The 24,484-nt window shown below is 69.5% G+C and carries 19 protein-coding genes and 1 tRNA gene; 7 read left to right on the forward strand and 13 right to left on the reverse strand.

The genetic code is table 11. The features are described 5' to 3' along the window. Positions 1–103 precede the first annotated feature (103 nt). From ACFV18_RS02170 to ACFV18_RS02195, 6 genes are all read right to left on the reverse strand, one after another. Complete coding sequence (locus ACFV18_RS02170; protein WP_380478263.1) at positions 104–2,752, reverse strand: S8 family peptidase; 2,649 nt, start codon at positions 2,750–2,752, stop codon at positions 104–106. Continuing rightward, the gene (locus ACFV18_RS02175; protein WP_380478264.1) at positions 2,745–3,722 is read right to left on the reverse strand and encodes an AAA family ATPase; all 978 of its coding nucleotides are present in this window, start codon (positions 3,720–3,722) and stop codon (positions 2,745–2,747) included. Before ACFV18_RS02175 ends, ACFV18_RS02170 begins: the two co-directional genes overlap by 8 nt. Positions 3,723–3,905: 183 nt before the next feature. Beyond that, positions 3,906–4,439, reverse strand: coding sequence for a hypothetical protein (locus tag ACFV18_RS02180; RefSeq protein WP_380478265.1), 534 nt, complete (start codon positions 4,437–4,439; stop codon positions 3,906–3,908). Between the two features lie 510 nt (positions 4,440–4,949). Then, positions 4,950–6,365, reverse strand: coding sequence for a hypothetical protein (locus tag ACFV18_RS02185; RefSeq protein WP_380478266.1), 1,416 nt, complete (start codon positions 6,363–6,365; stop codon positions 4,950–4,952). A 400-nt stretch (positions 6,366–6,765) separates the two neighbouring features. Next, positions 6,766–8,763 carry an ATP-dependent endonuclease gene (locus tag ACFV18_RS02190; RefSeq protein ID WP_380478267.1) on the reverse strand — a complete coding sequence of 666 codons (1,998 nt, stop codon included), beginning with the start codon at positions 8,761–8,763 and terminating at the stop codon, positions 6,766–6,768. A gap of 419 nt (positions 8,764–9,182) precedes the next feature. Then, positions 9,183–10,319: a Fic family protein gene (locus ACFV18_RS02195; protein WP_380478268.1), complete on the reverse strand. Its 1,137-nt coding sequence runs from the start codon at positions 10,317–10,319 to the stop codon at positions 9,183–9,185. A 588-nt stretch (positions 10,320–10,907) separates the two neighbouring features. Between ACFV18_RS02195 and ACFV18_RS02200 the strand changes: the two genes are divergently transcribed. Next, positions 10,908–12,062 (forward strand): tyrosine-type recombinase/integrase, encoded by a 1,155-nt coding sequence (locus tag ACFV18_RS02200; protein WP_380478269.1) that lies wholly within the window; start codon positions 10,908–10,910, stop codon positions 12,060–12,062. A gap of 493 nt (positions 12,063–12,555) precedes the next feature. Here the strand turns inward: ACFV18_RS02200 and ACFV18_RS02205 are convergent. The 3 genes from ACFV18_RS02205 to ACFV18_RS02215 form a co-directional block, all read right to left on the reverse strand. Further along, a tRNA-Pro gene (locus tag ACFV18_RS02205) sits at positions 12,556–12,629 on the reverse strand. Between the two features lie 140 nt (positions 12,630–12,769). Further along, a complete protein-coding gene (locus ACFV18_RS02210) occupies positions 12,770–14,209 on the reverse strand; it encodes an MFS transporter (protein WP_380478271.1) in 1,440 nt (479 codons plus the stop codon). 127 nt (positions 14,210–14,336) lie between these two features. After that, on the reverse strand, positions 14,337–14,966 hold the full coding sequence (locus ACFV18_RS02215) for a TetR/AcrR family transcriptional regulator (protein ID WP_380478273.1): 630 nt from the start codon (positions 14,964–14,966) through the stop codon (positions 14,337–14,339). A gap of 112 nt (positions 14,967–15,078) precedes the next feature. Here ACFV18_RS02215 and ACFV18_RS02220 point away from each other — a divergent pair, with 112 nt between their 5' ends. Further along, on the forward strand, positions 15,079–15,798 hold the full coding sequence (locus ACFV18_RS02220; protein ID WP_380478275.1) for an SDR family oxidoreductase: 720 nt from the start codon (positions 15,079–15,081) through the stop codon (positions 15,796–15,798). 57 nt (positions 15,799–15,855) lie between these two features. Here the strand turns inward: ACFV18_RS02220 and ACFV18_RS02225 are convergent, their stop codons facing one another. Beyond that, entirely contained in the window at positions 15,856–16,113 is a 258-nt protein-coding gene (locus ACFV18_RS02225; RefSeq protein ID WP_380478316.1) for a YbhB/YbcL family Raf kinase inhibitor-like protein, read from the reverse strand. Between the two features lie 423 nt (positions 16,114–16,536). On the opposite strand from ACFV18_RS02225, the gene ACFV18_RS02230 reads away from it, so the two are divergent. From ACFV18_RS02230 to ACFV18_RS02245, 4 genes are all read left to right on the forward strand, one after another. After that, entirely contained in the window at positions 16,537–17,070 is a 534-nt protein-coding gene (locus ACFV18_RS02230; protein WP_380478277.1) for a helix-turn-helix domain-containing protein, read from the forward strand. Next, positions 17,028–17,471 carry a very short patch repair endonuclease gene (locus ACFV18_RS02235; RefSeq protein ID WP_380478278.1) on the forward strand — a complete coding sequence of 148 codons (444 nt, stop codon included), beginning with the start codon at positions 17,028–17,030 and terminating at the stop codon, positions 17,469–17,471. Before ACFV18_RS02230 ends, ACFV18_RS02235 begins: the two co-directional genes overlap by 43 nt. 92 nt (positions 17,472–17,563) lie before the next feature. Further along, entirely contained in the window at positions 17,564–18,523 is a 960-nt protein-coding gene (locus ACFV18_RS02240; protein WP_380478280.1) for a DNA cytosine methyltransferase, read from the forward strand. 10 nt (positions 18,524–18,533) lie between these two features. Continuing rightward, positions 18,534–19,703, forward strand: a complete 1,170-nt coding sequence (locus tag ACFV18_RS02245) for a DNA cytosine methyltransferase (RefSeq protein ID WP_380478282.1) — start codon at positions 18,534–18,536, stop codon at positions 19,701–19,703. Positions 19,704–19,741: 38 nt separating this feature from the next. Here ACFV18_RS02245 and ACFV18_RS02250 read toward each other — a convergent pair whose 3' ends face one another. From ACFV18_RS02250 to ACFV18_RS02260, 3 genes are read right to left on the reverse strand one after another with little or no spacing between them, the layout of a single operon-like run. Further along, positions 19,742–20,650 carry a DUF6339 family protein gene (locus tag ACFV18_RS02250; protein ID WP_380478283.1) on the reverse strand — a complete coding sequence of 303 codons (909 nt, stop codon included), beginning with the start codon at positions 20,648–20,650 and terminating at the stop codon, positions 19,742–19,744. After that, positions 20,647–21,624: a hypothetical protein gene (locus tag ACFV18_RS02255; RefSeq protein WP_380478285.1), complete on the reverse strand. Its 978-nt coding sequence runs from the start codon at positions 21,622–21,624 to the stop codon at positions 20,647–20,649. Before ACFV18_RS02255 ends, ACFV18_RS02250 begins: the two co-directional genes overlap by 4 nt. After that, on the reverse strand, positions 21,621–23,705 hold the full coding sequence (locus tag ACFV18_RS02260; RefSeq protein ID WP_380478287.1) for a helix-turn-helix domain-containing protein: 2,085 nt from the start codon (positions 23,703–23,705) through the stop codon (positions 21,621–21,623). The genes ACFV18_RS02255 and ACFV18_RS02260 overlap by 4 nt, the downstream gene beginning before the upstream one ends. Before the next feature lie 330 nt (positions 23,706–24,035). Here ACFV18_RS02260 and ACFV18_RS02265 point away from each other — a divergent pair, with 330 nt between their 5' ends. Continuing rightward, positions 24,036–24,443: a hypothetical protein gene (locus ACFV18_RS02265; protein ID WP_380478289.1), complete on the forward strand. Its 408-nt coding sequence runs from the start codon at positions 24,036–24,038 to the stop codon at positions 24,441–24,443. Positions 24,444–24,484 lie beyond the last annotated feature (41 nt).

A 24,484-nucleotide genomic window follows, 5' to 3' on the forward strand; every position in this document is an offset into this window, starting at 1 on the left:
GACGGGTGACCGGTGGCCTTCAGGGCCTCGGGGCTGGCTGCCCTCCCGGCTTCGCACAGCGCTGCATGCCGCTGAGCCAGAGCAGCTGCCGGAACGCTGCGGTCTACCAGTCCAGGGGCAGCTGCACGGGGATCCCGGCAGACGTCTCCACTCGCGCGGCCAGGTCGGTCGGGATGGGCACGTCGAGCCGTACCGCGGTCGGGGTGTAGAGGTCGATCTCGATTTCGGGTGTCGTGAGGGACACGAGGAGGGCATAGGAGACCAGGCGGCCGACGCGGTCGGATCTGTTGTTGTACTTCCACCAGCCACCGGCCGGGTAGACCGCCAGGGCTCCGCAGTCGGCGAGCTCGGCGGCAGTACCGCTCCAGATGTCGGCATGCAGGGAGCCACGGTTGCGGTTGTCGAAGCCGACGAGCCAGGCCTTGTCGCCTTCGAACTTGCCGACCGTGGTCATGCCGTCGTTCGCAGCTTGCGCGTCCTTCGCGACGCGTCCTTCGAAGTCCGACAGGTTCTCCAGGGACCCCTTGATCGCGAACCGCAGCTTGTGGGACGCGTAGGTGTGCTGGCCCATGACACCGCGTCGGCCGGGGTTGGGTTCGACGAAGTAGGAGAGGGTGACGCGCAGCTGGACCGGGGTGGCGCCGAGGTCGAGGAGCTGCTCGCGCGGCCAGGGCAGTTGGTGGAGCTTGAGTTCTCCCAGGTGGACGCGGCCCTTGTCACGGCGGAACGGGACAAGGGAGCCCTGGATCATCAGCGTGACGGCGTTCGTCGCGCTTGACAGGACCCGTTCCTCGGTCGGCACTCCCCAGCCGTAGCGGCGCAGCACGTTGCGCGCGAAGTCCTTGCTGCCGTTGCCCTTGCCCGTGCGGCGGCGGCCGTTGGCGTTGAGGATGCCGTCGGTCATGGCACTGGTCCAGCGTGCCTCGTGGACCAGCAGTGCCCGGATGGTTTCGGGGGTGAGGGCGGGGTAGGCGGCGTGAGCGATGGCGGCGAGGCGTGCGGCCTGGGCGGTGGCGGCGCTGGTGGCGTTGGCGGTGGTGAGCGGTCGGTCGATGCCGTGGTGGGTGGTGGTGAGGCTGACGACGTCGTGTTCGTCGGTGAGGGTGCCGTCGGCATCGACGAGGAGGTTTCCGCCTTCGAGGACGATGTCCGGCTTGACGGGGGTCTTCACGGGAAGAGCGACGGAGGTGCGGCTGAAAGGCGAGAGCTCGCCTGCGGCAGCCAGGGGACGGTAGCCGTCGAACATGGCGTCCCGGGGCGGCTGGGCGAGGTCGGTGTAGGCGCCGACGGTCAGGACGTTCCAGGCCTGGGCAGGGTTCTCTATCGCGGAGGTGTCGCAGAGCGTGAGGTGGTGCAGGGTTCCGTCGTCCTGACGGAGGTGGGTGACGGGGTGTTCGCGGATGTTGCCGGCCGAGACGACGATGAGCCGGGAGGCTCGGGGGTCGGGGGCGCCGAGGAGTTCGATGCGGTCGTCGTGGACGGCGATGTCGGTTCCGGCGGCGAGGGCGTCGAGGGAGGAGGACCACAGGCTGGCCCGGCCGTCGGTGCCGTTGCGTTCGGGTGTGGAGCGTTCGGTGACCGCCATGGAGAAGACTCGGGCGTGCGGCTGGTCGATGCCGCCGGTCTCGGCGTCGGAGATCGCGTTGACGGTGACTTCCGCGTGGCTTCGCGGGGTGTCGTCGTGGCGGATCTGCCGGGGAAGGATTTTGACGGATTCCAGGCCGTGAGTGAGCGTGATGGTGCCTGTGGATTCGAGGGCGCCGGCAAGGTCGCCGAGGAGGGCGAGGCCAGCCATCTTGGTTCCGTGGCCGTTGTTGTCGTCGGGTCCTTCGTGGGGGAACACGCTCTGCGCGCGGCCGGCGAGGGCCTGCTTGAGGAGTGGGTGCTCCTGGTGGATGCCGGTGTCGAGGATGCACACGACGGGTGCGCCGGCGGCGGCGTGCTCCAGCCGGGTCGCGAGGTCGAGGGCGAGGTCGCGCTGGAGGGTTCGGGCGGTGGTGTGGATCTGCTCGGCGAAGCTGGGCTGCCGCACTTCCGAGGGGCAGGCGTTGGTGGCGAGGAGCGTCTTGAGCTGGGCGCCGGTCGTGGCGACGTGGGCGACCCGGTAGTCGCCGATGGTGATCGAGCGGTCGGCGATCGGCCAGCCGTTGGCGGCGGCGATCCGCTGGAGGACAGCGATCTGGTCGGTGTCGGTGATGCCCGGGTCGAACCACAGTTCCCACCAGCGGTGTTCGCTCATGTCCGGCAGTGGTGCGTCATCCTGCCAGAGGTGGTCAAGCAGAGCGTGCTGGATGCGTTCTGTGTTGGCGACGGCGGCCTGCTGCTTCGGCTTGCCGCTCGGGGTGTCCTGGGTGAACTGGCTGATCTTCTCAGCGAACGCCTGCACCCGTCCGTCGGGGATCCAGATGACGGCTTCCTGCGGGCTGCTGCCGGTTGCCTCGTGAACGCTCATGAGCGTCAGCCCGGAGTTGGCGAGGCTGCGGACCTGGAGGTCGTAGGTGTCGGCGGCCTCCACCCGGATCGCGAAACCGCTCGCCCGTTCGGCCGCGTCCACCTCATGACGCTCTGTGGTGGAGGCCTTCCGGGCTTCTTCGAGGCCGTCGAGCAGGCGGTCCACGTGGCCCTGCCGGTCCGCGGACCGGTCGGCGAACCCGCCGCCCCGTGCGGGTCCGGAGGGTTTCGGCGTGAGCGTCTTCGGATCCCACGGGACCAGCAGGTGCGGGGTGAACCGCGACGGGGCCCGGTCAGGCATGGCGCAGCGCGTGCCGCTCGTCCAGTCCTTCGGTCAAGAGGTGTTTGTTGACCACGTCGTTGCCTCCGAGAATGGCGCGTTTGGCCGCGGATTCGGCGGCCTTGACCAGTTCGGCGTGGCTGAGCTGGTCGACCTTGGCGATCAGGTCGGACCAAGGTACGCCGGTGGTGTCCATCCCGGCTAGGCGTCGTTGCAGAATCTCGATCGCCTGTTGTGGGGAGGGCGGTGCGTAATGGACGACGAGGTCGAAGCGGCGGAAGAGCGCGCGGTCGAGGAGGTGGCGGTGGTTGGTGGCGGCGACGACGAGGCTCTCGGAAGGGGCTTCGTCGAGGAAGAGGAGGAAGGAGTTGAGGATGCGGCGGGCTTCGCCGACGTCGTTGCCGGCGGTGCGTTCGGCACCGAGGGCGTCGAACTCGTCGAACAGGTAGACGGCGCGGGTCTCCGCGGCGGCTTCGAAGACGGTGCGGAGCTTGGCGGCGGTCTCTCCCATGAAGCGGCTGATCAGTCCGTCGAGGCGGATGGTGAACAGCGGCAGGGAGAGTTCTTTGGCCAGGGCTGCGGCGGTCATGCTCTTGCCGGTGCCGGGCGGGCCGGACAGCAGGATGCGGTGCACGGGGGTGAAGCCGAAGCGCTCAAGGCGGGCGCGCTGGCGCTGCTCGTGGAGGACCGTGTCCAAGGGGGCGCGGACGTCGTCGGCGAGGGTCATGTCGTCGAGGCGGACGTCGGGGTACCCGGCGGTGAGGAGGCTCGCGAGTTCGCCCCGGGGCTGGACGACCGGTGTCGGGGCGATCCTGGGGATCTTGTCGGCGCGGGCGGCGTCGATGAGCTCGCGGAGTTCGACGGCGAGTTTGCCGTGGCCCTGGCGCGCGGACTTCGCCGCGACCTGAAGGGCGATGCTGTAGAAACGGTCGTCGTCGCCGGTGGCATGGGCGTTGAGGAGTGCCTTGAGGTGGTCAGCCGTGGCAGCCACACCCCTCACGCTCCTCTTCAGCAGACCGGCCTGCCACTCTAACGAGCGCCTCGGACGACGGATACCCCTGGCGCGCGGTCCAGCACCTTGTTCATCGTACGGCGGCCCCCTCGGCGATCCCCAGGCGGGTTCGCACGCTTCACAATGACGCAACCGGGCGGCCGGGCGGCGCGACAGGATCGTTCAGCTCCTCGCGGTCCGGCCACCGGCGGCCGTGGGCAGCATGCGGGCGGGCAGTTCGCTCCAGTCGTTCAGGGATCCTTGGAGCAGGTTGTCCAGTTGCGCCTTGCCCTCGTTGACCAGGAGGTCGCGCAGGCAGGCGCAGTCGTTCATCGTGCCCGCGTCGGTGAAGCAGATGAAGATGCCGGCTGCTTGGAGGCCGCGGGCGGCGAGGGCGATCTCGTGTCCGAAGGGGAGCGGTACGCGGCTGGCGAGTTCCTGGGCGAAGACCTGCTCGATCCGGGGACGGCCCAGCGCGGCCAGCAGGGCGCCGACGAGACTGCCCATCACGCCGTGCAGGGACTTCTTGCCGTCCAGTAGGGCTCGGGCGAAGGCAGCGAGTGTGTCGCAGCCCTTGCCGCGGTGCCGCTCGACGAGGGCGTTCCAGGTGTCCGGGGCCACGTAGCGGACGGCCTGGGCGGCGATGACGTCACCACCGCCCCCGCCGACGAGTTGGGCGCACGCCCGGACGGTGCTGTCCGTCTCGGCACGGGTCACCACGCGCGGGGTCCGAGGTGGTGGCGCAGGCTGGCCGCGCTGGGCGGGAATCCGAGCGGGTCGCGGATCGGGTGTGCGGCGCGGGCTGGCAAGGGTGCCGGTACGGTGGGGCCGCGGCTTGGTGGTGCCGGTGCGTGAACCGGCCAGGGTTCGTCGGGGCGAGGGCCCGAGCGGGCGGCGGCCTGCAGGGAGTCCTTGGCGCTTGTGGCAGCGCAGTCCCTCCTCCCGCACCCGGTTCTTGCAGAGCCTTCCGTCCTTCTTCATGGCACGGCACCTGTTGACCATGGACAGAGAGTGTCGGCCCCATTACCTTCCGGCAACATCGGGGGTCAGTTGCCGGATCGATCCGGACATCTCAACTGTCCAATTGGCCAAGGACTTTGAAAGTCTCGCAGGTGAATCCGCAGCTTGCGGGTCTGCGCTCGTGGGCGGAACCTGCCCGGATTCGCAGCCTTCGCCTGCCCAGGACGCCGGGGAGCAGCGGCCTGGGCCTCCCCACCCGTTTTCCGGTCAGCGGCGGAAGCCACGGCGGGGGTCGCGGGCTTCGACGTTGCCGAACGGTTCGAACCACGCGGCCGGACGCAGGTCGCCGATGCCGAGGTCGCGGTTAATGTCGTTGTCGGGGTCTTCGATGCCGTCGAACCGAGCGCTGTAGAGCATCAGGACGTCGGTGTCCTGGAAGAACAAGTCTCTGCATGCGTCGTAGTCGTAGTCGTCGCGGTGGACGGGGAGTTGGTGGTGCGGGTGGCCGTCGTTGTCGTCGACCTCATCGCGGTAACTGGGTGCTTCGCGGAGCGCGAGGTGGAGGGCGAGTTCTTCGGCGGTGCAGGTCGGTTCGGGCCAGTCGCCCTTTTCGAGGTCGCCGACCAGATCGTCCAGGGCGCGGGCCATACGGCGGCGCCACTGCAGGTCGCAGCGGTAGGTGAGTTTGGGCATGCTGGCAAAGATGTCCCATGCACTGCGATTCTCGGCGGTCAGCGGCCGGTCACCGAGGTCCTCGGTTTCGTCGTACGCCTGGTCGGCGAGGACGCTCAGCGCGGTGTGCAGGAGGTCGGCGGTGCGGGGGGTGAGCTGCCAGCCGCATTCCTCGCAGTCGTCGTCTTTGCAGTGGTCTTCGGTGACCGGGAACAGGGCAGCGAAATCGGGGAGTTCCCCCTCCCCCTCCGGCTGATCGTCTTGGGAGGCCTGCAGGCGCCATCCGGATTGGAAGGTCGCGACGACGGGCTGGCTGCTCCAGTCGGCGAGCTCATGTCCCTGTTCGGCGTTCAGGAAGGAAGCCGAGCTCTGGTCGGTGAGTGTGTCGGCTCCCTCAAAGTAGCCGTCCTGGTCGGCCAGCCACATGACCGCCCCGACCAGGTCCTGTGGGTCCTCGTCGGGGAGTTCGTCGTCGGACATCGGAGTCCAGCCGGCTCCCCGGGCGGTCTTCAGCAGCAGGTCGGAGTCGTGGACGTGGAACTCGCGCAGTGTGGTGACCTGAACGACCAGGCCCGGGAGGTCGCGCAGCCTCGCGTCGTAGGGGGTCCGCTTCTCCCGCTCCTCGTGGCCGGTGTCCTCGTCTTCGTCAAGGTAGTCCGGCGCGGTTTCCTGCTCCTGGTCGGGCGAGACGGTGAAGGACGCGGCGCTCACGGGCCAGGTGCCGACGAGGGCGTGCGAGACAGCTTGGCGCAGGGACGAGGCCGGCGCGTCGGGGAGCCTGGAGTACAACGCATCCGCCCGCTCCGGCTGCCACGACTTCGTCGCGGACTTCAATGCCTGCCGCAGCAACACCGCAGCATGGTGGGCGAGTTCACGATCACGGCAGGTCAGGACGGCCTGGAGCGAAGCGGGGCCGCTCTCGTGGTCCACGAGGGCCATGACCCGGCTCTTGCTGGGGGTGTGCTCGCAGAAGAAGTCCCGCGGGATGGCGGCAACGTGCTGATCGGGCATGCGGAAGGCTCCGGGGGCAGAAGGGCAGGCGGACGGGCGTGCCCGGTGAAAGTGGAGTCCCGCTGGTGGGCGCGCTGCGAGCGCGCCCCCGGACGGTGGTGAAGTCGTCGCCCGTGACTGGTTCCGCCGGTATTGCCGGCAGCCCGGATCCGAGGCTTCCCTCCACCATAGCCGAAGCCGCTAACCCCACCGCGCATATCAGGACGACGAGTTCACCGCCGGAACGGAGAGCGCGGGGAGGTCAGCTTCGGTCCTCGGTGGTGAGCCGCACACGGCGAGCAGGGAGCGGCCGACAATTGGTGCGGCCTGTCCGAGATGACAGCTCACGGCAAGGACACAACTATCCCTGCTGGCGCCCTCGCCGGTACGCTGCGGCAGCTCCGGAATGGTTCGGTTCGGTCTAGGTAGCGGGTACTACAGCCTCGGCAGCGTTGTCGGGCCCGAGTTGGCGCGGCAGGGCGTGGACTGACGGCGGCATGCTGGCCTTCAGTAGCTCCTGGACGTTGGCCAGGAGCTGGACGAGCAGCGCGGGCGGATTGCCTTCCGCGCCGCTGGCGGCTTCCCGGTAGGTGGGGGCGTTCTTGCCGGGAAACCCCTCGCCGGATTCGATCAGTTGCTTGAGCCGCTTGGACCATGCGGGCCAGGCACCCTTGAGGTACTCCTCCAGGTTGTCGTCGAAGACCGTGTAGGTCGAGGTGGACACCGACTCCGGCCAAGGGACCCGCTTCTGCGCGCCCAGGTATCCGAGCAGGTCCGTATTCATCCGGGCGGCGTCGTCGGCCGCTGCGGTGATCTTCTTCATGGCTTGGAGGTAGTCGTCACCCTCCCGCCCCTGGATCGAAGCCAGTTTCCGCTCCTCCATACCGCAGTCACCGTCAAAGACGACGTAGCAGGGCACTCCGAGGGCGGTGAGGATGGCATGGCAGAGGATCAGGTTGTTCTTGCCACTGACGTGAATCACAGTGACGCCCTGGGCGGCAAGGCCGAGGTTCATGTTCTGGGCACAGCCGGTGATCAGACCGGCGTCGGTGTCCCCCTCCACGAGCACGGCGGCCAGAGCAAAGAAGCCTTCGGCAAGGGTGTCGGTGCAGCGAAGGCCGGCGTGGCGGCGCACGCTGTCAGGCTTCACGTAACCGGCGAGCGCCTCGCAGAGGTCGTCCACAGTGACCTGACTGGTGCGGGTCGTGGGGTGGTTGTCGACGAAGTCGCGGCGCAACCTGCGTACCTGGTGGAACGCGCGGTGGTCCACGAAAACGGTGCTGTGGGTGGCGTACGTGACCTGGACCCGACTTCCGTCAGCAGTGGCGAGGTCGCGCAGGACGTCGGCGAAGATCCTTGCCTGCGCGGGGTGTTGGAAGAGTTCGGGCTCCTCAATGGCGAGGCACAGGGTGCGCGTCTCCTGGCTGGGCTTCCGGGTCTCGGCGAGGAGTTTGAGGGCGGCGATGATCAGCGCGCGCTGGAAACCGTGGCCCTGGCGGCTGACGGAGGTCTCGGCCGCGCCATCCCAGATGCTGACCTTGAAGCTGGTCCTGGCCGGCTTCGGCGTGTGGACGACCGGTGCGAGCGCGATCCCCCGTCCCGTCGTGAACTGTGCGAGTTCCCGGGAGAGCGCACCCGAGATCCTGTCGAGGACCGGCTTGTACGCCTCGTTCTGGATCTTCAGACGCTCCTCGTGGGCGGTTTTCTCAAGTTCGCTGAGTGCTGCGATCTCCTGGGTCCGGTTCACCGCGTAGTCGAGGATGCGGCCCAGCGCGGAGGCCTTCTGGTCGTCGGCTTCCTCTGCGGCGCGAAGGTCGGCGGAGACAAAGACGAAGTCGATCAGTTCGGCGAGTTTGCTCTGGCCCGCGAAGCCGAAGAAGTAGGTGCTGTTGCGCTCAGTGGGGACGAGCCGGTCGCGGTGCTCACGCTCCCAGGTCAAGAGCGCCTCCATGACAGCGGCCTCGGAGCCTGCGGACGGGAGGTCCAGGTCCGGCTGCTGGTCGCACAGTTCGCCATATGCCTTCCGTTTGGCCATCGCGGTCGGCACGGCCCTGACGGCTTCGAAGGGCGGGAAGGCGAGCGCCCTTCCGCTGATCTTGTCCTCGCCGTCCTCCCAGGTACGCCACACGATCACGGTGTCGCTCTCGGGCGGGGCGTAGCTGCCCAGCACGCCCCGGTCGTACTCGGTGAGGTCGTTGAACTCGACCTCGACGGTGATCCGGCGGCTGTCGGCCGCAGAGTGGAGATCGTGCTCGTCAAGGGAGAGCGTCTTCTCCCCGTTGAAGAACCAGTCGAGCGCCCGCAGGACGGTGGACTTCCCCGCGCCGGTCGGCCCGATGAAGCACGTCGTCGCATCGAATTCGATGTCCACCTCCCGCAAGCTGCGGAAGTTCTGGATGCGTGCTCGCTTGATCTTCATCGTTACCTTGTGTCGTGCGAGGGGCGGTGGGACAGTCTGCGATCTGCGACGTATGGGAATGGTAGTAGCCAAGGTGACTGGCGGTCAGCGAAATTGCGGCCGGTGCAAACCACATTGGCGCACCAGAGATGCTGGGTGTTGTCTCCCTGGCCGAGGAGGCAGGTACCCCCGGGTTGGGCAGTCCGTCGGCTTGCTCGACTACATCCCGGCCAACACCGATGGTGAGGCGCTGACCAACCCCTTGGTGAACACCGGGCCGGGTGGACCGGCAGCGGGGACCTCTCCGGCCCAACGGTCCGTTCCTTTGCCGGACCCCTCTGGCACATTCTCAAGCAGCCGAAGCGCTGGGCCCTTCACACGCCGACCATCCGGAGGAAGCCCTACCGATCCTGATCGGCCCGGCATCGACTGAATGAGCCTCAGGACGAATAAGGATCGCGAAGGGGCCGTGGCTCCCGCACGCCTCGAACGATAGCTTCGGGAAGGCCAGGGCCAGCGGTGTAGTAGCGGCCCTGGGCCTCGCCGTTGGCGGCGAGCCACTCGGCGCGGACGAGTTCGCGGATGTCGCGCTGGGCCTGCTGCTCACTCAGGTCGGCATCTGCCTGGTAGGTGGCGCGACGGACGCGATTGCCCATCGCCGCCGGATAGAGGGCGTAGAGCATCCGGTCTGGCCAGCCCTGGCGCTCGACGGCCTCGTCGAGGCCGGTCCACACTTCCCGCGTGGTTGTGACCTGGCGTTCGACGGTCTGGGCCTGCTGGTGGTGGGCACGCAGGCAGAACCGGACCCAGGGCAGCGTGTCACGGTCGGGGGTCCAGACCGGGCCACCGACTTCGGCGAGGATGTCGTAGTAGCGGTAGGTGTTGCGGGCCCGGCCGAGCCATTCCTCGATGCTGGAGAACTCCGGCGCCATGACGCCTTCACGGGCCAGGACCAGGGTGTGCAAGGCGCGCGACATCCGGCCGTTGCCGTCCGACCACGGGTGGATCGACACCAGGTTCAGGTGCGCCATCGACGCCCGCACCAGACCGGGCGCTTCGAGGTCACCCGCGTTCAGCCAGGCGACCAACTCGCCGGTGAGTTCCGGCAGTTGCTGAGCGTCAGGGGCGGTGTAGGCGGCGATGGTCGGGTCTTCGGCGGAGGTGACGTACACCGGCCCGCTGCGCCACCAACCGGGCCGCTTGAGCAGGTGGTGGCCCTGCATCATGAAGTGCAGCGAGTTGAGCAGACCCTTGCTGTAGGCGAAGTCGTCGCCGGCCTCGGCCAGACGCTGGATGTAGGTCATCGCCTGCCGGTAGCCCTCAATCTCGGCCGCGACGGTGTCACTCGCATCGATCGGCGCCTCGCCGACCATGATGTCCTCGACATCCGACACACTCGCCGCGTAGCCCTCGATCGTGTTCGAGCCAGCGATCGCCCGCGCCGTCAAGTTGCGCCGCAACTGCCCTTCCCATCGCCGCGGAGTGCGCAGGTGCAGGCGCAGCCGGTCCCGCATCTCGCCGATCTCCGCGAGAACGGACTGGTCGATGTCGCGGAGGGCGGGCACAGCATAGAGCATGACGTGATGACACCATGACGTCGTCATTAAGTCAAGACTGACCGGCGACGGTTGCAGCGGACCGCGAGCCGACAGGCAACGGCCGCGCGGAGGCACGCCCTCTCCGAAGGCCGACCGGGGCCGGTCCAGCTTCGTCTTCGGCGGCGAGCGCACCCGGCCGATCAGCACCTCGCGCCGCCGAACGCCACGGTCGCGCGCAGGATGGCGCCTCCGAGGCGAGCAGGAGCTACTTGGCCCACCGGTGCCACGACCTCGCGGTCGAGCTCGGCATCCCGGAAAGTCTCCCCGTCCAAGAGCCAACGCCGCGACCATTCATCGGCGCACCCGCGCCACAGCCGCGCCAACTGCTGCGGCGCCGACCTGGAACCATCCATTGGACCCATGCGCCGTGCACGACCGGCGAGCGTCGCACCTCAGGCGTCCGACGCAAGAACCGGCGATGTCACGTCCGGCATCAGGCAACCCTGAATCATGAACACCTCACGCAAGACCCCGAAACACTCACCAGGCACCGGACCCTACGCACGGAGCGCCTCGTCCTCCGGCTCTACGGCACCTCGGGCCGCCCACCGCCCCAACATCGCAGACGTGCCCCTTCCCCACCGCCCCCTCGGTGATGCCATCCCGGCCCAGACGCAGGCGTGGGCAGTGTTCCTGAACACCGCCGTACACAACGGGCTCGACCCCACTCTCGTCACCCAGTGGCTGACCGTGCTGGCCGACGCCACCGAAAGCCCCGTCCTCCCCCGACTGAGCTCCATGCCTCTGGCCGAGTACGTCGAGCGGCGCCTGTCGGTGATCCTGGCTGGGCTGGAGAGCACCACCCACACCCCCTACCTCGCCGGCCTACGCCTGCGGATCCTCCCGGACCTCGGACACCTGCCCATCGACCTGATCACCACCGGCCTGATCCAGGACGCCGTGTACGCCTGGATCGCCGACGGCTGCGGCCGCTCCACCGCCAAGAGCACCCTCGCGATGCTCCACCGCATCCTGCGCCAGGCCGTCGCCGACGGACTGATCGCGAACGAGCCGGCCCACGTCACCGGCTGGCAGCACGAACTCCGCCAGGCCGAGGACGAACTCCTCGAACCCCGCAGCCTCGCCCTGCGCGACTGGGACGCCCTCACCGAGCTCGCCGACGCCCTCATCTACGCCTCCTACAACCACTACCGGGGCTGGGGCGACGTCGTCGTCCACAGCGCCTGCACCGCCACCCGCATCGGCGAGGTCTCCGGCGTCCGCACCGAGGACATCGACACCGAACAGTGGATCCTGACCTGCCGCCACCAGACCACACCCGCCCCCGGCGGCCTCGTCGACAAAGCCCCCAAAGGCGGCCACACCCGCCACATCCCCATCATCGAACCGCTGCGCCCGCAGATCCTCCGCCGCCTCCACACCACCCGCGGCGATCCCGACGCCCGCCTCTACACCGGCCCCCGCGGCGGCCGCATCACCACCGCCACCCTGCGCGACGCCACCCACTGGGACAACGTCGTCCACGCCCTCGGCCACACACACCTGCGCCGCCACGACCTCCGCCACACCGGCCTGACCTGGATGGCCGACGCCGGAGTCCCTCCCCACATCCTCCAGGAAATCGCCGGCCACCAGGACTTCGGCACCACGGTGCGCTACCTCCACCCCGACCTCCGCACGATCGCCGAAGCCGGAGACAACCTCACCCGCCACCTCGCCGAACAACTCCGCCGAACCGGACGAATCCCCCGAAGGTGGTGACACACCAACCAAGGCCACCGCGCACGACGGTAACGATTCAGGCGCGAAGCCACCGACTGAACAGCCGTCACATGAAGCCAACTCCCGCAGCGCAAAGCCCACTTCATGCAGAAGGGACCCCGAAACAGGACGTCACGAAACAGTCTCGATCACCCAGAGTGGTCAAAAAACTCAGGCAGATCGGGCGAGGCTGCGAAACCCATCAAACCGGAGACCGCCAGACGACCCATCAACAGCCGAGCAAGGAAAGGAATTTCGAGAATCGACACGCCGCGCGCCGGTCAAGTGCGCCAGCCAGCGACCAGCCTTGGAATAGGGCCGAAGATCGCCGCGAAAGTCGTGGGTTCAATGCCAGTTGCCCGATGCGACCTATGAATCAGCGATAACCCCACTTGACCCGATGTCCGAAATGCCCCGATTTGCCATGTCCGAAAACCGCCAGAGGCGGCCTTCCCGTTACCAGGAAAACCGCCTCTGACCTGCGACGTTACCGTCGGGACGACAGGATTTGAACCTGCGACCCCTTGACCCCCAGTCAAGTGCGCTACCAAGCTGCGCCACGTCCCGTGGTCGTCCGCCTTGGCGCCCTGTTGGGCTCCTTGGCTCTCTGACCTTGTCTCCGGTGTTCCCCGGCGACGTGGAAAACAATACAGCACGTCGGGGGGTGCTCGCTGCCAGGTATCGGGTGGGGTGGCGGAGGGGGTGGGTCAGGGGGTGGGGTGGCGGGCGTCGTAGTGGAGGAAGGCGGGGCGGCGGGTGGCGAGGAGGAGGACGGCGGCGATGCAGGCGAGGCCGCCGGTGAGGATGGAGAGGGTGGGGGTGGTGAGGGTGGCGACGGTGCCGGATTCGAAGTCGCCGAGGCGGGGGCCGCCGGCCACCACGACGATGAAGATGCCCTGGAGGCGGCCGCGCATGTCGTCGGGTGCGGCGACCTGCATCATCGTGTTGCGGAAGATCATCGAGATGGTGTCGGCGCAGCCGGCCGCCGCGAGCAGCAGCAGGCCGAGCGGCAGGTTGTGGACGAGTCCGAACGCGGCGATGGCCAGGCCCCACGCGGCGACGGCGGTGAGGACTGCGGCGCCGTGCCGGTGGATGCGGCTGATCCAGCCGGAGAAGAGTCCGCCGGCCAGGGCGCCGACGGCGGGGGCGGCGACCAGCAGGCCGACGGTGCCGGGTCCGCCGCCGTAGAAGGCGACGGCGATGGCGGGGAAGAGGGCGCGCGGGAGGCCGAAGATCATCGCGGCGAGGTCGGCGAGGAAGGATGTCCGCAGGTTGGGTTGCTCGCGCAGGAAGCGCAGGCCGTCGAGGACGGTGGCGCGTTTGCCGCTCGCGGCCTGCGGTCGCATCGCGGGCAGCCGCCACATCGCGTAGAGGGTGGCGGTGAAGGCGACGGTGTCGACCAGGTACGCGGCCTGGGCGCCGTACGCGGCGATGGCGACGCCGCCGAGCATGGGGCCGACGGTCTGGCCGAGGTTCATGCCGATGGTGTTGAGGGCGTTGGCGGCGGTCAGCTGCTCGCGCGGGACGAGCCGGGGGATCATCGAGGACCGGGCGGGCGAGCTGATGGCGAAGAAGCCGGCCTGGAGGGCGACGGCCGCGTAGAGCAGGGCGACGGCGTCGAGGTGGAGCAGGGCCTGGGCGGCGAGCAGGGCGGAGACGGCGGCGAGTCCACCGGAGCCGATCAGGCCGAGGCGGCGGCGGTCGACCCGGTCGGCGATGGCGCCGCCGTACAGGCCGAAGGCGATGAGTGGGAGCAGTGAGCAGAGTCCGACCAGGCCGGTGGCGAAGGTGGAGCCGGTGAGGTCGTAGACCTGGACGGCGACCGCGACGGCGGTCATCTGCTGGCCGATCGCGGAGACCGATTGGCCGAACCACAGTCGCCGGTAGTCGGGGCTGTGGCGCAGCGGGGTCAGGTCGGCGAACGCGCCGCGGGTGAGGCGGCGCAGTCGGGACGGGGTCGCGGGAGCGGCGGGTATGGGCGGGTCGGTGGGCACTCCGCCATGGTCGGCCAGCTGTTCGGCGGCCCGTCGGCCGGGGTCACCACGAAGGGCGCCCAGGCCTCTGCGCAGCAGCATCGCGTCAGAGGCCTCGGCGGCCCTTCGGCCCGGGTCACCACGAAGGGCGCCCAGGCCTCTGCGCAGCAGCATCGCGTCAGAGGCCTCGGCGGCCCTTCGGCCCGGGTCACCACGGAGGACGCCCGGGCTCAGCGCAGCAGCGTCCGGGTCAGAAGCCCGCCGACCCTTCGGCCCGGGTCACCACGAAGGACGCCCGGGCTCAGCGCAGCAGCGTCCGGGTCAGGAGTTCGGCGAGTTCGTCGTCCAGTGGCCCGCCGTCGCTCAGCAGCCGGTACCAGAGGGCGCCGAACGCGAGGTCGACGGCGGTGGCGGTGGTGAGTTGGGGGGCGAGCAGGCCTGTGGTGCGGGCGCGTTCGAGAAGGGCGCCGAGGGCTTCGCGGCGCGGGCGCAGCAGGGTTGCGCGGAAGCGTTCGCCGAATGCGGGGTCGATCTGTGCCTCGGCCATCAAGGCGCGCAGCGCGGCGGCGGTGCTCGGGGTGGCGGCGGCGAACGTGGTGGCGAGGAAGGTTCGCAGGTCGGCGGTGTGGTCGCCGGTGTCGGGCAGTGGGATGTGCTGCCGGGCGTGGGCGGTGACGGCTTCGAGCAGGACGTCCGCCTTGCCGGGCCACCAGCGGTAGACGGTCTGTTTGCCGGTGCCGGCGCGGGCGGCGATGCCTTCGACGGTGAGGCGGGCGTAGCCGACCTCGCCGAGCAGCTCGAACGCGGCGCCCAGGATGGCTTGGCGGCTTTCCTCGCTGCGGCGGCGGCCGGGGCGTACGGGCGTTTCCGGAAGGCGAGTTGACGATTCATCGGCTGCTCCGCCGGGGGCGGATTTCGCTTGCTCGATCACGGGCAGCACGCTACCGTAATTCGAGACGAGACGTCACGGTTCGAATTAGCAGCGCGACGGAGCGGCCGGGTTCGGCCCGCTCCCATCGACTGGCACAGGGGAGATGGCACAGATGAGTGAGCGCACCGCACTGGTGGTCGGCGGCACCTCGGGCATCGGGCTGGCCACCGCGCGCCGGCTGCACGCGCAGGGTGCGGCGGTGCACGTGGTCGGCCGCAGCAAGGAGCGCCTGGAGGCGCTCGCGGTGAGCGACCCGGAGCTGGTCGGGCACCGGGCGGACGGCGGCGACCGCGAGCAGATCGCCGAAGTCCTGCGCACCGTGGGGTCGTTGGACTGGCTGGTGGTCGCGCTCAGCGGCGCCGAGGGGGCGGGCCCGTTCGCCGAGCTCGACCTGGCCGCGCTGCGCAGCGCGTTCGAGGCCAAGTTCTGGGGGCAGTTGACGACCGTCCAGGCCGCCCTGCCGCACCTGACCGAGGACGGGTCGATCACTCTGGTCACCGCGATCTCGGCCCGGACGGCCCTGCCCGGCACGGCCGGACTGGCGGCGGTGAACGGGGCGTTGGAGTCGATGATCAAGCCGCTCGCGGTCGAACTCGCCCCGCGCCGGGTCAACGCGGTCTCCCCCGGCCTGGTCGCCACCCCGTGGTGGGACGGCATGCCGCAGGACGCCCGGGAGGCCTACTTCGCCCACGTCGCAGCCCAGTTGCCGGTCCGCCGGGTCGCCGACCCGGAGGATGTCGCGGAGACGGTGGCCCTGGCCGCCACCAACCGCAACCTCACCGGCACCGTCCTGGAGTCGGACGGCGGCCTGCACCTGATCTCGATGAACTGACCACCCCTTCCCGGCCTGCAGGCGAACCAACTCGCCTGTGGGCCGGGCCAGTTGCTTCTACCCGGCCGCCACCGCCGCGGTCTGCCCGTACGCCAGCACGTGGCCGCTCAGGGTGAACGCGGCGACGTCTGGTGGGGTCGCGGCCGGCAGTGCCAGGCTCGGCGTGTCCAGCGCGTGGACGCTGATCCGGTAGCGGTGCGGGCGGTCGCGGGCCGGGGGGCAGGGGCCCAAGTAGCCTGGCGGACCGGCGTCTTCGGCACCCGAGACGGCGCCGGGCGGCAGGGTGTCGCCGAGTACGGTGGCGGTCGCGGGCAGGTCCCCTCAGCCAGTGCCAGAAGCCGGAGCCGGTCGGGGCGCCATCGTCGAGCATGGTGACGGCGAAGCTGCGGGTGCCGGCCGGTGCACCGCGCCACTCCAGGCGCGGCGGCCGGTTGCCACCGGCGCAGCCCGAAGGAGTTCGCCCAACTCATCTGCGGGAACCTGCCGTTCACCGGATCGGGGCTGGTGACGGTGAACCGCTCGGCGTCGGCGGGGATCCCCGGGCGCACCGAGACCCGGCTGAAGTCACGGGCAGTTCCCCGGACTTGGGCGCTCGAATCGGAGGCCCCGAGCAAGGTCAGGACGGCGGCGGAGCCCAGCAGCAGAGCGGTGGTGCAGGACAGCTCCTGGTCGGTGTCGATTTCCCAACCCTGGCCCGCACCTCGGAAGTTGGGGAGGAACGCCGGATGGTGTCATCCGGTGTGCCTCCAGGATCCGCGCTGGACGCCCCGGGCGGCCCGTGCGCAACATCGACACCACGACCGGCACGCCCCGACGAGCGCCCCAACAGCCCGTACTGGCCGCCCTCCCGCACGCCAAGCGCGCCCGCCTGCAGCCCGAGGACGTCGGCGTTCCGCGCAGGGGCCGCGCCGCCGCACTCCGGGGCTGCGGCGCCAGGAAATCGCCCGGTTGGCCGCCGCCAGCGTCGAGTGGTACGTCCGCCTGGAGCGGGGGCGGGTCGGCACTCCGGGCCCGGCCGTCCTGCACGCGCTCGCCGACGCCCTTCGCCTGACTCCGGACGAGAGCCGCCACCTGCACCTGCTCGCCCGCCGTGAGAGCCCGCACCCGCACGAAGCGAACGGGTTCGCCCCTCACTGTTCCAACTCCTGGACGGACAAACGCCGATGTCCACCCGATCAGCGCCGCCCGACCCGCCCCCGGCTGTCGGCGGGCCGGCGGATACTGGCGGTATGTCGCCCACCGCGTCCTCGCCGTCCGTCGCCGCCCGGATGAGCCGGCAGTCCTCCCGGGACACCGCCCAGGAACTCGCGGTCCGACGCCTGTTGTACGCCTCGGGCCTGCGCTACCGGGTCAACGCCCGGGTCCCCGGCATGCCGCGCCGCACCGTTGACATCCTGTTCCTCGGCCCGCGTGTCGCGGTCTTCCTGGACGGCTGCTTCTGGCACGGCTGCCCCGAACACGCCACCCGCCCCAGGGCCAACGCCGAATGGTGGCGCACCAAGCTCGACCGCAACATCTCCCGTGACCACGAAACCACCGCCCACCTCACCGCCGAAGGCTGGACCGTCCTCCGCTTCTGGGAACACCAACCCCCCGAAGAGGTGGCCCGCACCGTCCACGACCTGGTCGTCGCCCGCCGAAGCTTCCGGCACCGGTCTCCGACGCAAACGTGACCCCTTCGCCGCCGGAACGATCTAGTCTGGCGGCGAACGATTGCGACGGGTACGAGGCAGCGGTGTCCGAGTCAGGCCACGGAGGTGGAAATTTGAGTCCCCGGCGCTTCACATCGCTGGAGATCTGTTCCGGCGCGGGCGCCCAGGCCCTCGGGCTGGAACGAGCCGGCTTCGACCCGGTGATGTTGATCGACAACAAAGCGCATGCGTGCGAGACGATCCGCCGAAATCGGCCGGACTGGCAGGTACGTTGCGAGAATGTGATCGATTTCGATCCGGTCGATCATCCAATGGTCTATGACGTGGATCTGCTCACCGGCGGCCTGCCTCGGATCAGATCGAATGCAGCGGTCCGCCGGGCCGAGGACGAGAGCGAGCGCAGGTTGCTGAAGGCCGCCGTTCTGCTGCTGACTGCCGTCCGGCCACGAGCGCTGCTGTTGGAAAACCTGCCCGACCTGGTCGAGAAGGACGAGTTCGCCGACGACCGGTCGTGGATCGAGGACGAGTTGGCACATGCCGGCTACCGGCCCCACTGGCGGGTTCTGAACGCGGCAGACCACGGCGTTCCACAGAACCGTCGAAGCGGCTTCCTGGTCGCCCTGGCCGACAGTTGTCGGGGCGACTTCGTCTGGCCCGAGCCCGGAACCGGGCCCGCCGTCACCGTCGGCGAGGCCCTCGGCAAGTCGATGGCTACCCACGGATGGCCAGGTGCGCGACGGTGGGCAGAACAGGCTGACCGTCCCGCGCCCGCGCTGGTGGGTGGATCCGACCGCCGAGGTGGGCCGGACCTCGGCCCGACGGGCAGCAAGCGGGCCTGGGCGGCCCTCGGGATCGACGGCAATGGAATCGCCGACGACTATCCTGCCGCCGACTTCCCACTGGACGGGGTCCCCCGGCTCAACGTTCGCCAGGCCGCGACGATTCAGGCCATCCCGGAGGACTGGGTCATCCATGGTCGGAAGACACCCGCCTATCGACAGGTCGGGCACGCGATGCCACCTCCGCTGGCCACGGCCGTGGGCGGCGCCATCGCGACTGCGCTGGGCGGCTAGGATCTCCCCCATGCACTCCGTCGCCGAAGCCCCCCTCGACACCCTCGTTCCCGGGGCACTCAGCGACCCGGTGGCCGAAATGGACCCCGCCCAGGATCGCCCCGAGATCGTCGACCTGTTCGCAGGGCCGGGCGGGCTTGACATGGCCGCGCAGGCGCTGGACCTCGCGGTGACCGGCATCGAGTGGGACGACGACGCGTGCGCCACCCGGCTGGCCAACGGTCTGGAGACCAGGCAGGGCGACGTCCGGAGGTTCGGCCCCGGCAACTTCCCGAACGCCAGAATCCTGGCGGGCGGCCCACCGTGCCAGACCTTCACCGTCGCGGGAAGCGGCGATGGACGCCGCGCTCTGGACCAGGTGATCGCGTATGCCCGCCGGATGGCCGGCGGCGAGAACGTCCGGGCGGAGCTCGACTCGCACAAGGACCCGCGCACAGGCCTGGTACTCGAACCGCTGCGCTGGATCCTGGAGGCCCTGAAAGCCGGCCGCCCGTACGAGGTGATCGTGCTGGAACAGGTTCCGGCCGTCCTGCCGGTGTGGCAGGAGTACCGGCGCATCCTCGGGCAGCGTGGCTACTCGGCGGAGTGCGAGGTACTGCACACCGAGGAGTTCGGTGTGCCGCAGACCCGCCGTCGCGCGATCCTCATCGCCCGGCTCACGACGGCGAACACCGCCCTGCATCCGCAGGTCGAGATGCCCGTCCCGACACACCAGCGTTTCCGCAAGGGTGAGCGGCCGGTTGCAAACGGCAAGCTCCTGCCCTGGGTGACGATGGGCGAGGCACTCGGTCGGAAGGACAAGTTCAGGATCGTCTCCAACTACGGCACGGGCGGCGATCCCAAAGCCCGCGGCCAACGTACCTCGGACGAGCCCGCCTTCACCGTCACCGGCAAGGTCTCGCGCAACCGTGTGGTGCCTGCAGGCCAGAAACCGGACCCGAAGACGGACGGACGGATCGGCGAGAAAGATGCCGGCCGGCTGCAAACCTTTCCCGCCGACTACCGGTGGTCCGGCCGGGCGGTGGCACAGCAGATCGGCAACGCGATCCCGCCCCGACTCGGGGTGCACGTGCTCGCGGCGGCGTTGGAACTCGGGACCGAAGAGATAGCGGCAGCCCTGAAGCGGCTGGAAAACTGGCAGCCTCCCGAGCCGACCGAGACCGGGGACACCGAAAGCTGAGGCGCGGAGACCCGACCGATCGGGTCTCCGCGGCGGGGTCAGGCGGAATTCGCCGCGCGCTTGCGGCTGCGATCGCGCAGCGGTGCCACGTCGGCGAGTTCCTGGAACATCAGGGTGAGCCGTTCCACCGAGGCACGCCGTGCGGTACCGTCCTCCGGTCCGTCCGGCAACCGGTCCCAGGGCACCGGAGGCGCGATTTCCGCGTCGTCGATCCACGCGAACAGTGCTTCCTGGTCCGGCAGATCGTCCGGGGCGAGGACGTCGTACAGCAAGGTGCTACCGGCGGAGTTCACCGCCGTGCACAGGGCGTTGACCCGGTCGCCCAGCCGGGTCGCGCCGGACCTGACCAGGCCTTCCAGGACCCGCACCATGGCCAGCGCGGTCGGCTTGTGGTCGATCGTGTCAAGGCGTAGCACGGTGTTGAGCATGTCCTGGTTACCGCATGCCACCTCGACAGGCCGGTAGTCGGGCCCATCCCGGAACATCTCGGCGGCCCACCAGAGCCGGGCGAAGGCCTGGCTGTCGTGGGGACCCGTGAAGCGCGGTGTGTTGACCTTCTTCGCCGTACCGTCCTTGGTCTCTCCTGTGGCGAGGTGGCGCCACTGGACATAGTCCGGGGCGACCGCGAGCGCGAGGAAGTTCCACAGTTCCGATCGGGCGGCCTCGGCTCGGGTCATTCGGAGGGTCGCGTGCAGGCGCGGCGCCAACCAGGCGTCGGCTTCGGTCCGTGTGTCGGCGAACCGGGACATCGCCTCGTCGAGGATCTCCCTCAGTGGCGCGGTATTCCACCGGATCGATCCGTCCTCGATCGGGCCGGCGGCCCGCAGGATCGCCACCTGCGGGAGTCGCTCGTGTCCCGAACGCACAGCGTTGGTCAGATACTTGGACGCCACTGCCGAGGGAAGCAGTGCGAGCCGATCGGGAACGTCGGCACCGGACCGGTTCAACGGGTTGCACCTTCCTGGGGTCGGGACACCGCACGGAGAGCGGTGGTCAGGTTCTTCGGGGCCTGGGCCCGACGTGAAGCCGCGAACTGGATCCTGGACTGCAGTTCGGCCCAACCGTGTCCTTCGGTTCGCCGGCTGTGGATCTCCGCGAGGGCGTCCGCGAGGGGAAGCCCGGGGAAGACATCCGGAAGCATCGCTCGCAGTACCGGTTCCTTCCAGCCGTCCGGTACTTGCGGAGCTCCGTCGTCGTCGACCTCCAGGTCACCGACGGCAGAATGGAACATCGCTGTCCAGGCGTCGCCGGCGATCTGGGTGGCGACAAGTCCGGCGGCTGCTTTCTCCAACGGGCCGCGAGCTCCGTTGAGCAGCGCCCCCAGCCCTTCGAACGAGGTGTTGAGGAGGACGGTGGGCAGTTCGCCGGAGGTCTCGATCAGCCAGGGGGCGTCCTTGAACGGCCTCAGCCATTCCTGCGGCCCGTCCCGGAAGTCCTCCTGCACGATCTCGATGTCGCGCTGCCGAACCGCATTCCTCGCGAGAAGGTCGACCACCCACGGCACGTCTCCGGTCCCGATGACCCGCCCGTCGATGCCACCGTACGAGCCGACCACGCTGACCTGAAGGACCGCACGGGCGACATACATGGAACGGCGGAGGCGCACCTCACCTCGCCAGCGAGTGTCGTCGCGGCGGCGTTCGAGTCGTGCGACCGTGCGGGAGTTGGTGGCGCCCTCCGTCAGAACGGCCACGCAGCCGACCGAGGCCCAGGGGCCGTCGGCCAGTTCGTCGTTGGGCAGGCCGACCTCGAGTTCGAGGGTGGCCTCCTCCCAGTCGTCGCGTCCGGCCAGGTGCAGCGCGACCACCTGTTCGCGTGGGGAGATCAGCGAGAACGGCAGGGCCTTCCCGTCGATGCCGGCCTGACGCACGGTGATGTCGATCCGTCCGGCGAGAGTCGGGTACGGGTACACGGTGCTCATGCCGGGACCTCCTGGGCCTGACGGATGTCCACGACCACGCCGGCCAACGAGGCCGGGACGGGATGGCTGTCGACGGCGGTGGTCCCGGAGAACCTGGCGGACCGTGCCTCGGGGTCCACGACGATCCTGCCGTCGAGCACCCGGCAGTTCTCGTTCGCCGTAAGTTCGGCCCACCTGAGCGCGGGCCTGCTACCGGAGCGGACGTCGAACTTGGCGACGGGCACGAGTTGCCAGGAATCGTCCCGCTGCGGGACCTTCAGTGTCACGTCGAGGGTCCACGATCCGGAGGCATCAACCCTGCCGCTCACCCGGTCCACCACCGGGTAGCCCTCGACCCGTCGGCCGCCGGCGGACGGGAGGTCCAGACGCAGCAGCCCGCGCAGAATCTCGGGTCCGTCACCGGTCGGCTGGGTCGAGCGACGCCCGACCACTGCACGCAGGGCCGCATCCACGGCCGCGTTGAACTCGGTGAGCCGGCGTGGTGCGTTGAGGTACGTCGCGGTGAGCTCGTCGGTGGTGCCCCACCGATCGTGTTCCGGTGGCTCGGCGGCGCGCAGGAACGCTTCGGCCGCCCGAACCGACTCGTCGTCGCGCCCGGTCGCGAACCCGGCGAGCAGCACCGCCTGGAACGGGTCGACGCCGAGTCCGAGGTTGCGCGGGCGCCTGGTTGTCACCGTCATGCGGGTACCGCGCATACACACGATGCGGCTGTGCTCGGTGTCCGCGTCATCCGCAGGCGTCACCAGCAGCACCGCCCGGTGCTCCCGCACCCCGCTCCCGCGCCCGGCCGCCCGCAGCGCGGGGACATCGAGCACCACGTCCGCCGCCACCACCTGGTCTGCGGCGGTGAGTTCGGCGACGGTCTCGCCGTCCAGGTGGGCCCGCAGAGCGCGAGTGAGTGCGGGGTGGCGTTCCGTCGGGTCCACCCGGCGCTCCTCTACGACGGTAACCCCGTCCTTCATCGCCCGTACCGATGCCTCCAGCACCGCGGGAGTGGAGTGGCCAGCCGTCATGGCCGCCCAGAAGTTGTCGGCGAGCGCCTCAACCAGCGCGTCGTACGTCTCCTTCAACGTGCTGCTGTGCCCGGCGGCGTCGTGCGCGCCGACAATCAGGAACGAGGTCCCCGGGTCGTCGCTGTCGCGCTCCAACCAGAGGTCGGCGGTCGTCCGTTCGTCGGCCCACCAGGAGCGCGAAACGCCCTCGTGCTCCTTCTCCGTGTCCGGTTCGCCGAGCCACGCCGGGCCGGCGTACGCCACCCCGTCGACCGTCCGCCACGGCAGGTCGAGACGGCCCACGACCCGGCGGGCCGTGCGCCCCTCATGACTCTCCGAAAGAGTGCTGTTGATCAGCACCAGGCCGAGTCGGCTGGCCGCCCACAGGGTCGCCTTGCCCAGGCCGTACGACCCGCCCGCCCGGTCGTCCCGCTTGTGGCTGTCGAGCTGCCGGCGCACCACGGCGGCGAAGCGCCCGTCGCCGTACTCGGGTCCGGTGAGGCCGGACGCGTTGTAGTCGTCGACGCGCAGCAGTAGCAGCGAGGACTCCTCCCTCAGCAGTCGCAGGCCCTCGGCGAGCACCCGGCCGACCTTCTGCCGGGACCGGGCCGCCACGTCGTAGTGGGGTTCGAGTTCGTTCCACTTCAACGTGGTGAGGAACTTGTTGAGGTGCTCCCCCGTCAACTCGTGCAAGGTGAAACGCACCCGCACCGGTCGGGCGGTGTCGTACCGTTCATCCATACTGTTCTGGGTCGCCTCACGCGCCAACACTGCCAGGTTCGCGTCGAAGGCGAAGGCCGCCGCGTTGCCGTACTCGCGCCCACCATCCGCGTGCGCGAGCCGGTGGTGCCAGGTGACCGGGCGGGCCGAACCCGCATCGGTGTCCCTGGTGACCACGGTGGCCAGGTCCGTGCCGAGGAGCTGGGCGATCCTCGGCATGAGAGTGGGCTTCGGCTGCGCCCGACCGGTCACCCATGCCGACACGGCCGCCCGCGTCAGGTCCAGTTCCTCGGCGAACTGAGCCTGCGTCATACCGACCCGCCGGAGCTGACGCCCCAGCCAGACGCCGAAGTGTTCGCTGTCCTCCATCGCTCCTCTTCCGTTCCACTGTCGTGCCGGACCAGAGTAGCAGTGGAAGTTGACAGCTCGGAGAGTGTCAAATTTCCTTTGACGACCAGTCGCCCGGAGTGCGCCAGCAGTGAAATGGAAGAAAATCTCAATTCTCAATAATTATCCTCAATGTCGGATTTCCGCCTCGTTCGACACCCCTTCGAGGGGGTGGACAGAGCTCCCCCGGAGTCGCTAGGGTCGGATCGTCGAGCAGCCCAACTCCCAAGCGGATACGGCTTACAGACCCACCGGGCCAGAGCTCTGTCGAAATGCAGGTCGGTATCCGGTATTTCATTTGGGAGGGGACCCATGGATTCGTTCTTGACGGAGATGGCGCGCCATCTTGCGCGTTACGACGCCCTGTCGGACGCCGCGCGCAGGGAGGACTACCGCACGAGGGTCTGGGGGGTCGAGGAGTACGAGGTGGAGCACTGGCGCTCCGAGGTCGCCGCCCAGCGGCATGCCCGGACGGCGGTGGCCGCTCAGCTCGCGTGCGCCGAGGAGGAGGCCGCGCAGTCTCCTGACCACGGGCGTGTCGTGCAGCCCCGCCCGCAGAGGCGCGGCACTTCCGGCACTCCCCGGGGCAAGCGACACCCCGAGACGCCGATGCCGCCTGTCGGTCCCGGCCGCCGGGGACGGACCGAGTCGGCGGTCCCGCCGTCCGCCGACTCGCCGCGCCGGTATGTCATGACGATCACCATCACGGTCGAAGGCTGACCGCGGAGTCACCCTGCCCGGGTGCCGGCCCCACATGCGCC

Origin of the sequence: Kitasatospora sp. NPDC059673, assembly GCF_042734215.1 — a bacterium.
GTDB lineage: Bacteria > Actinomycetota > Actinomycetes > Streptomycetales > Streptomycetaceae > Kitasatospora.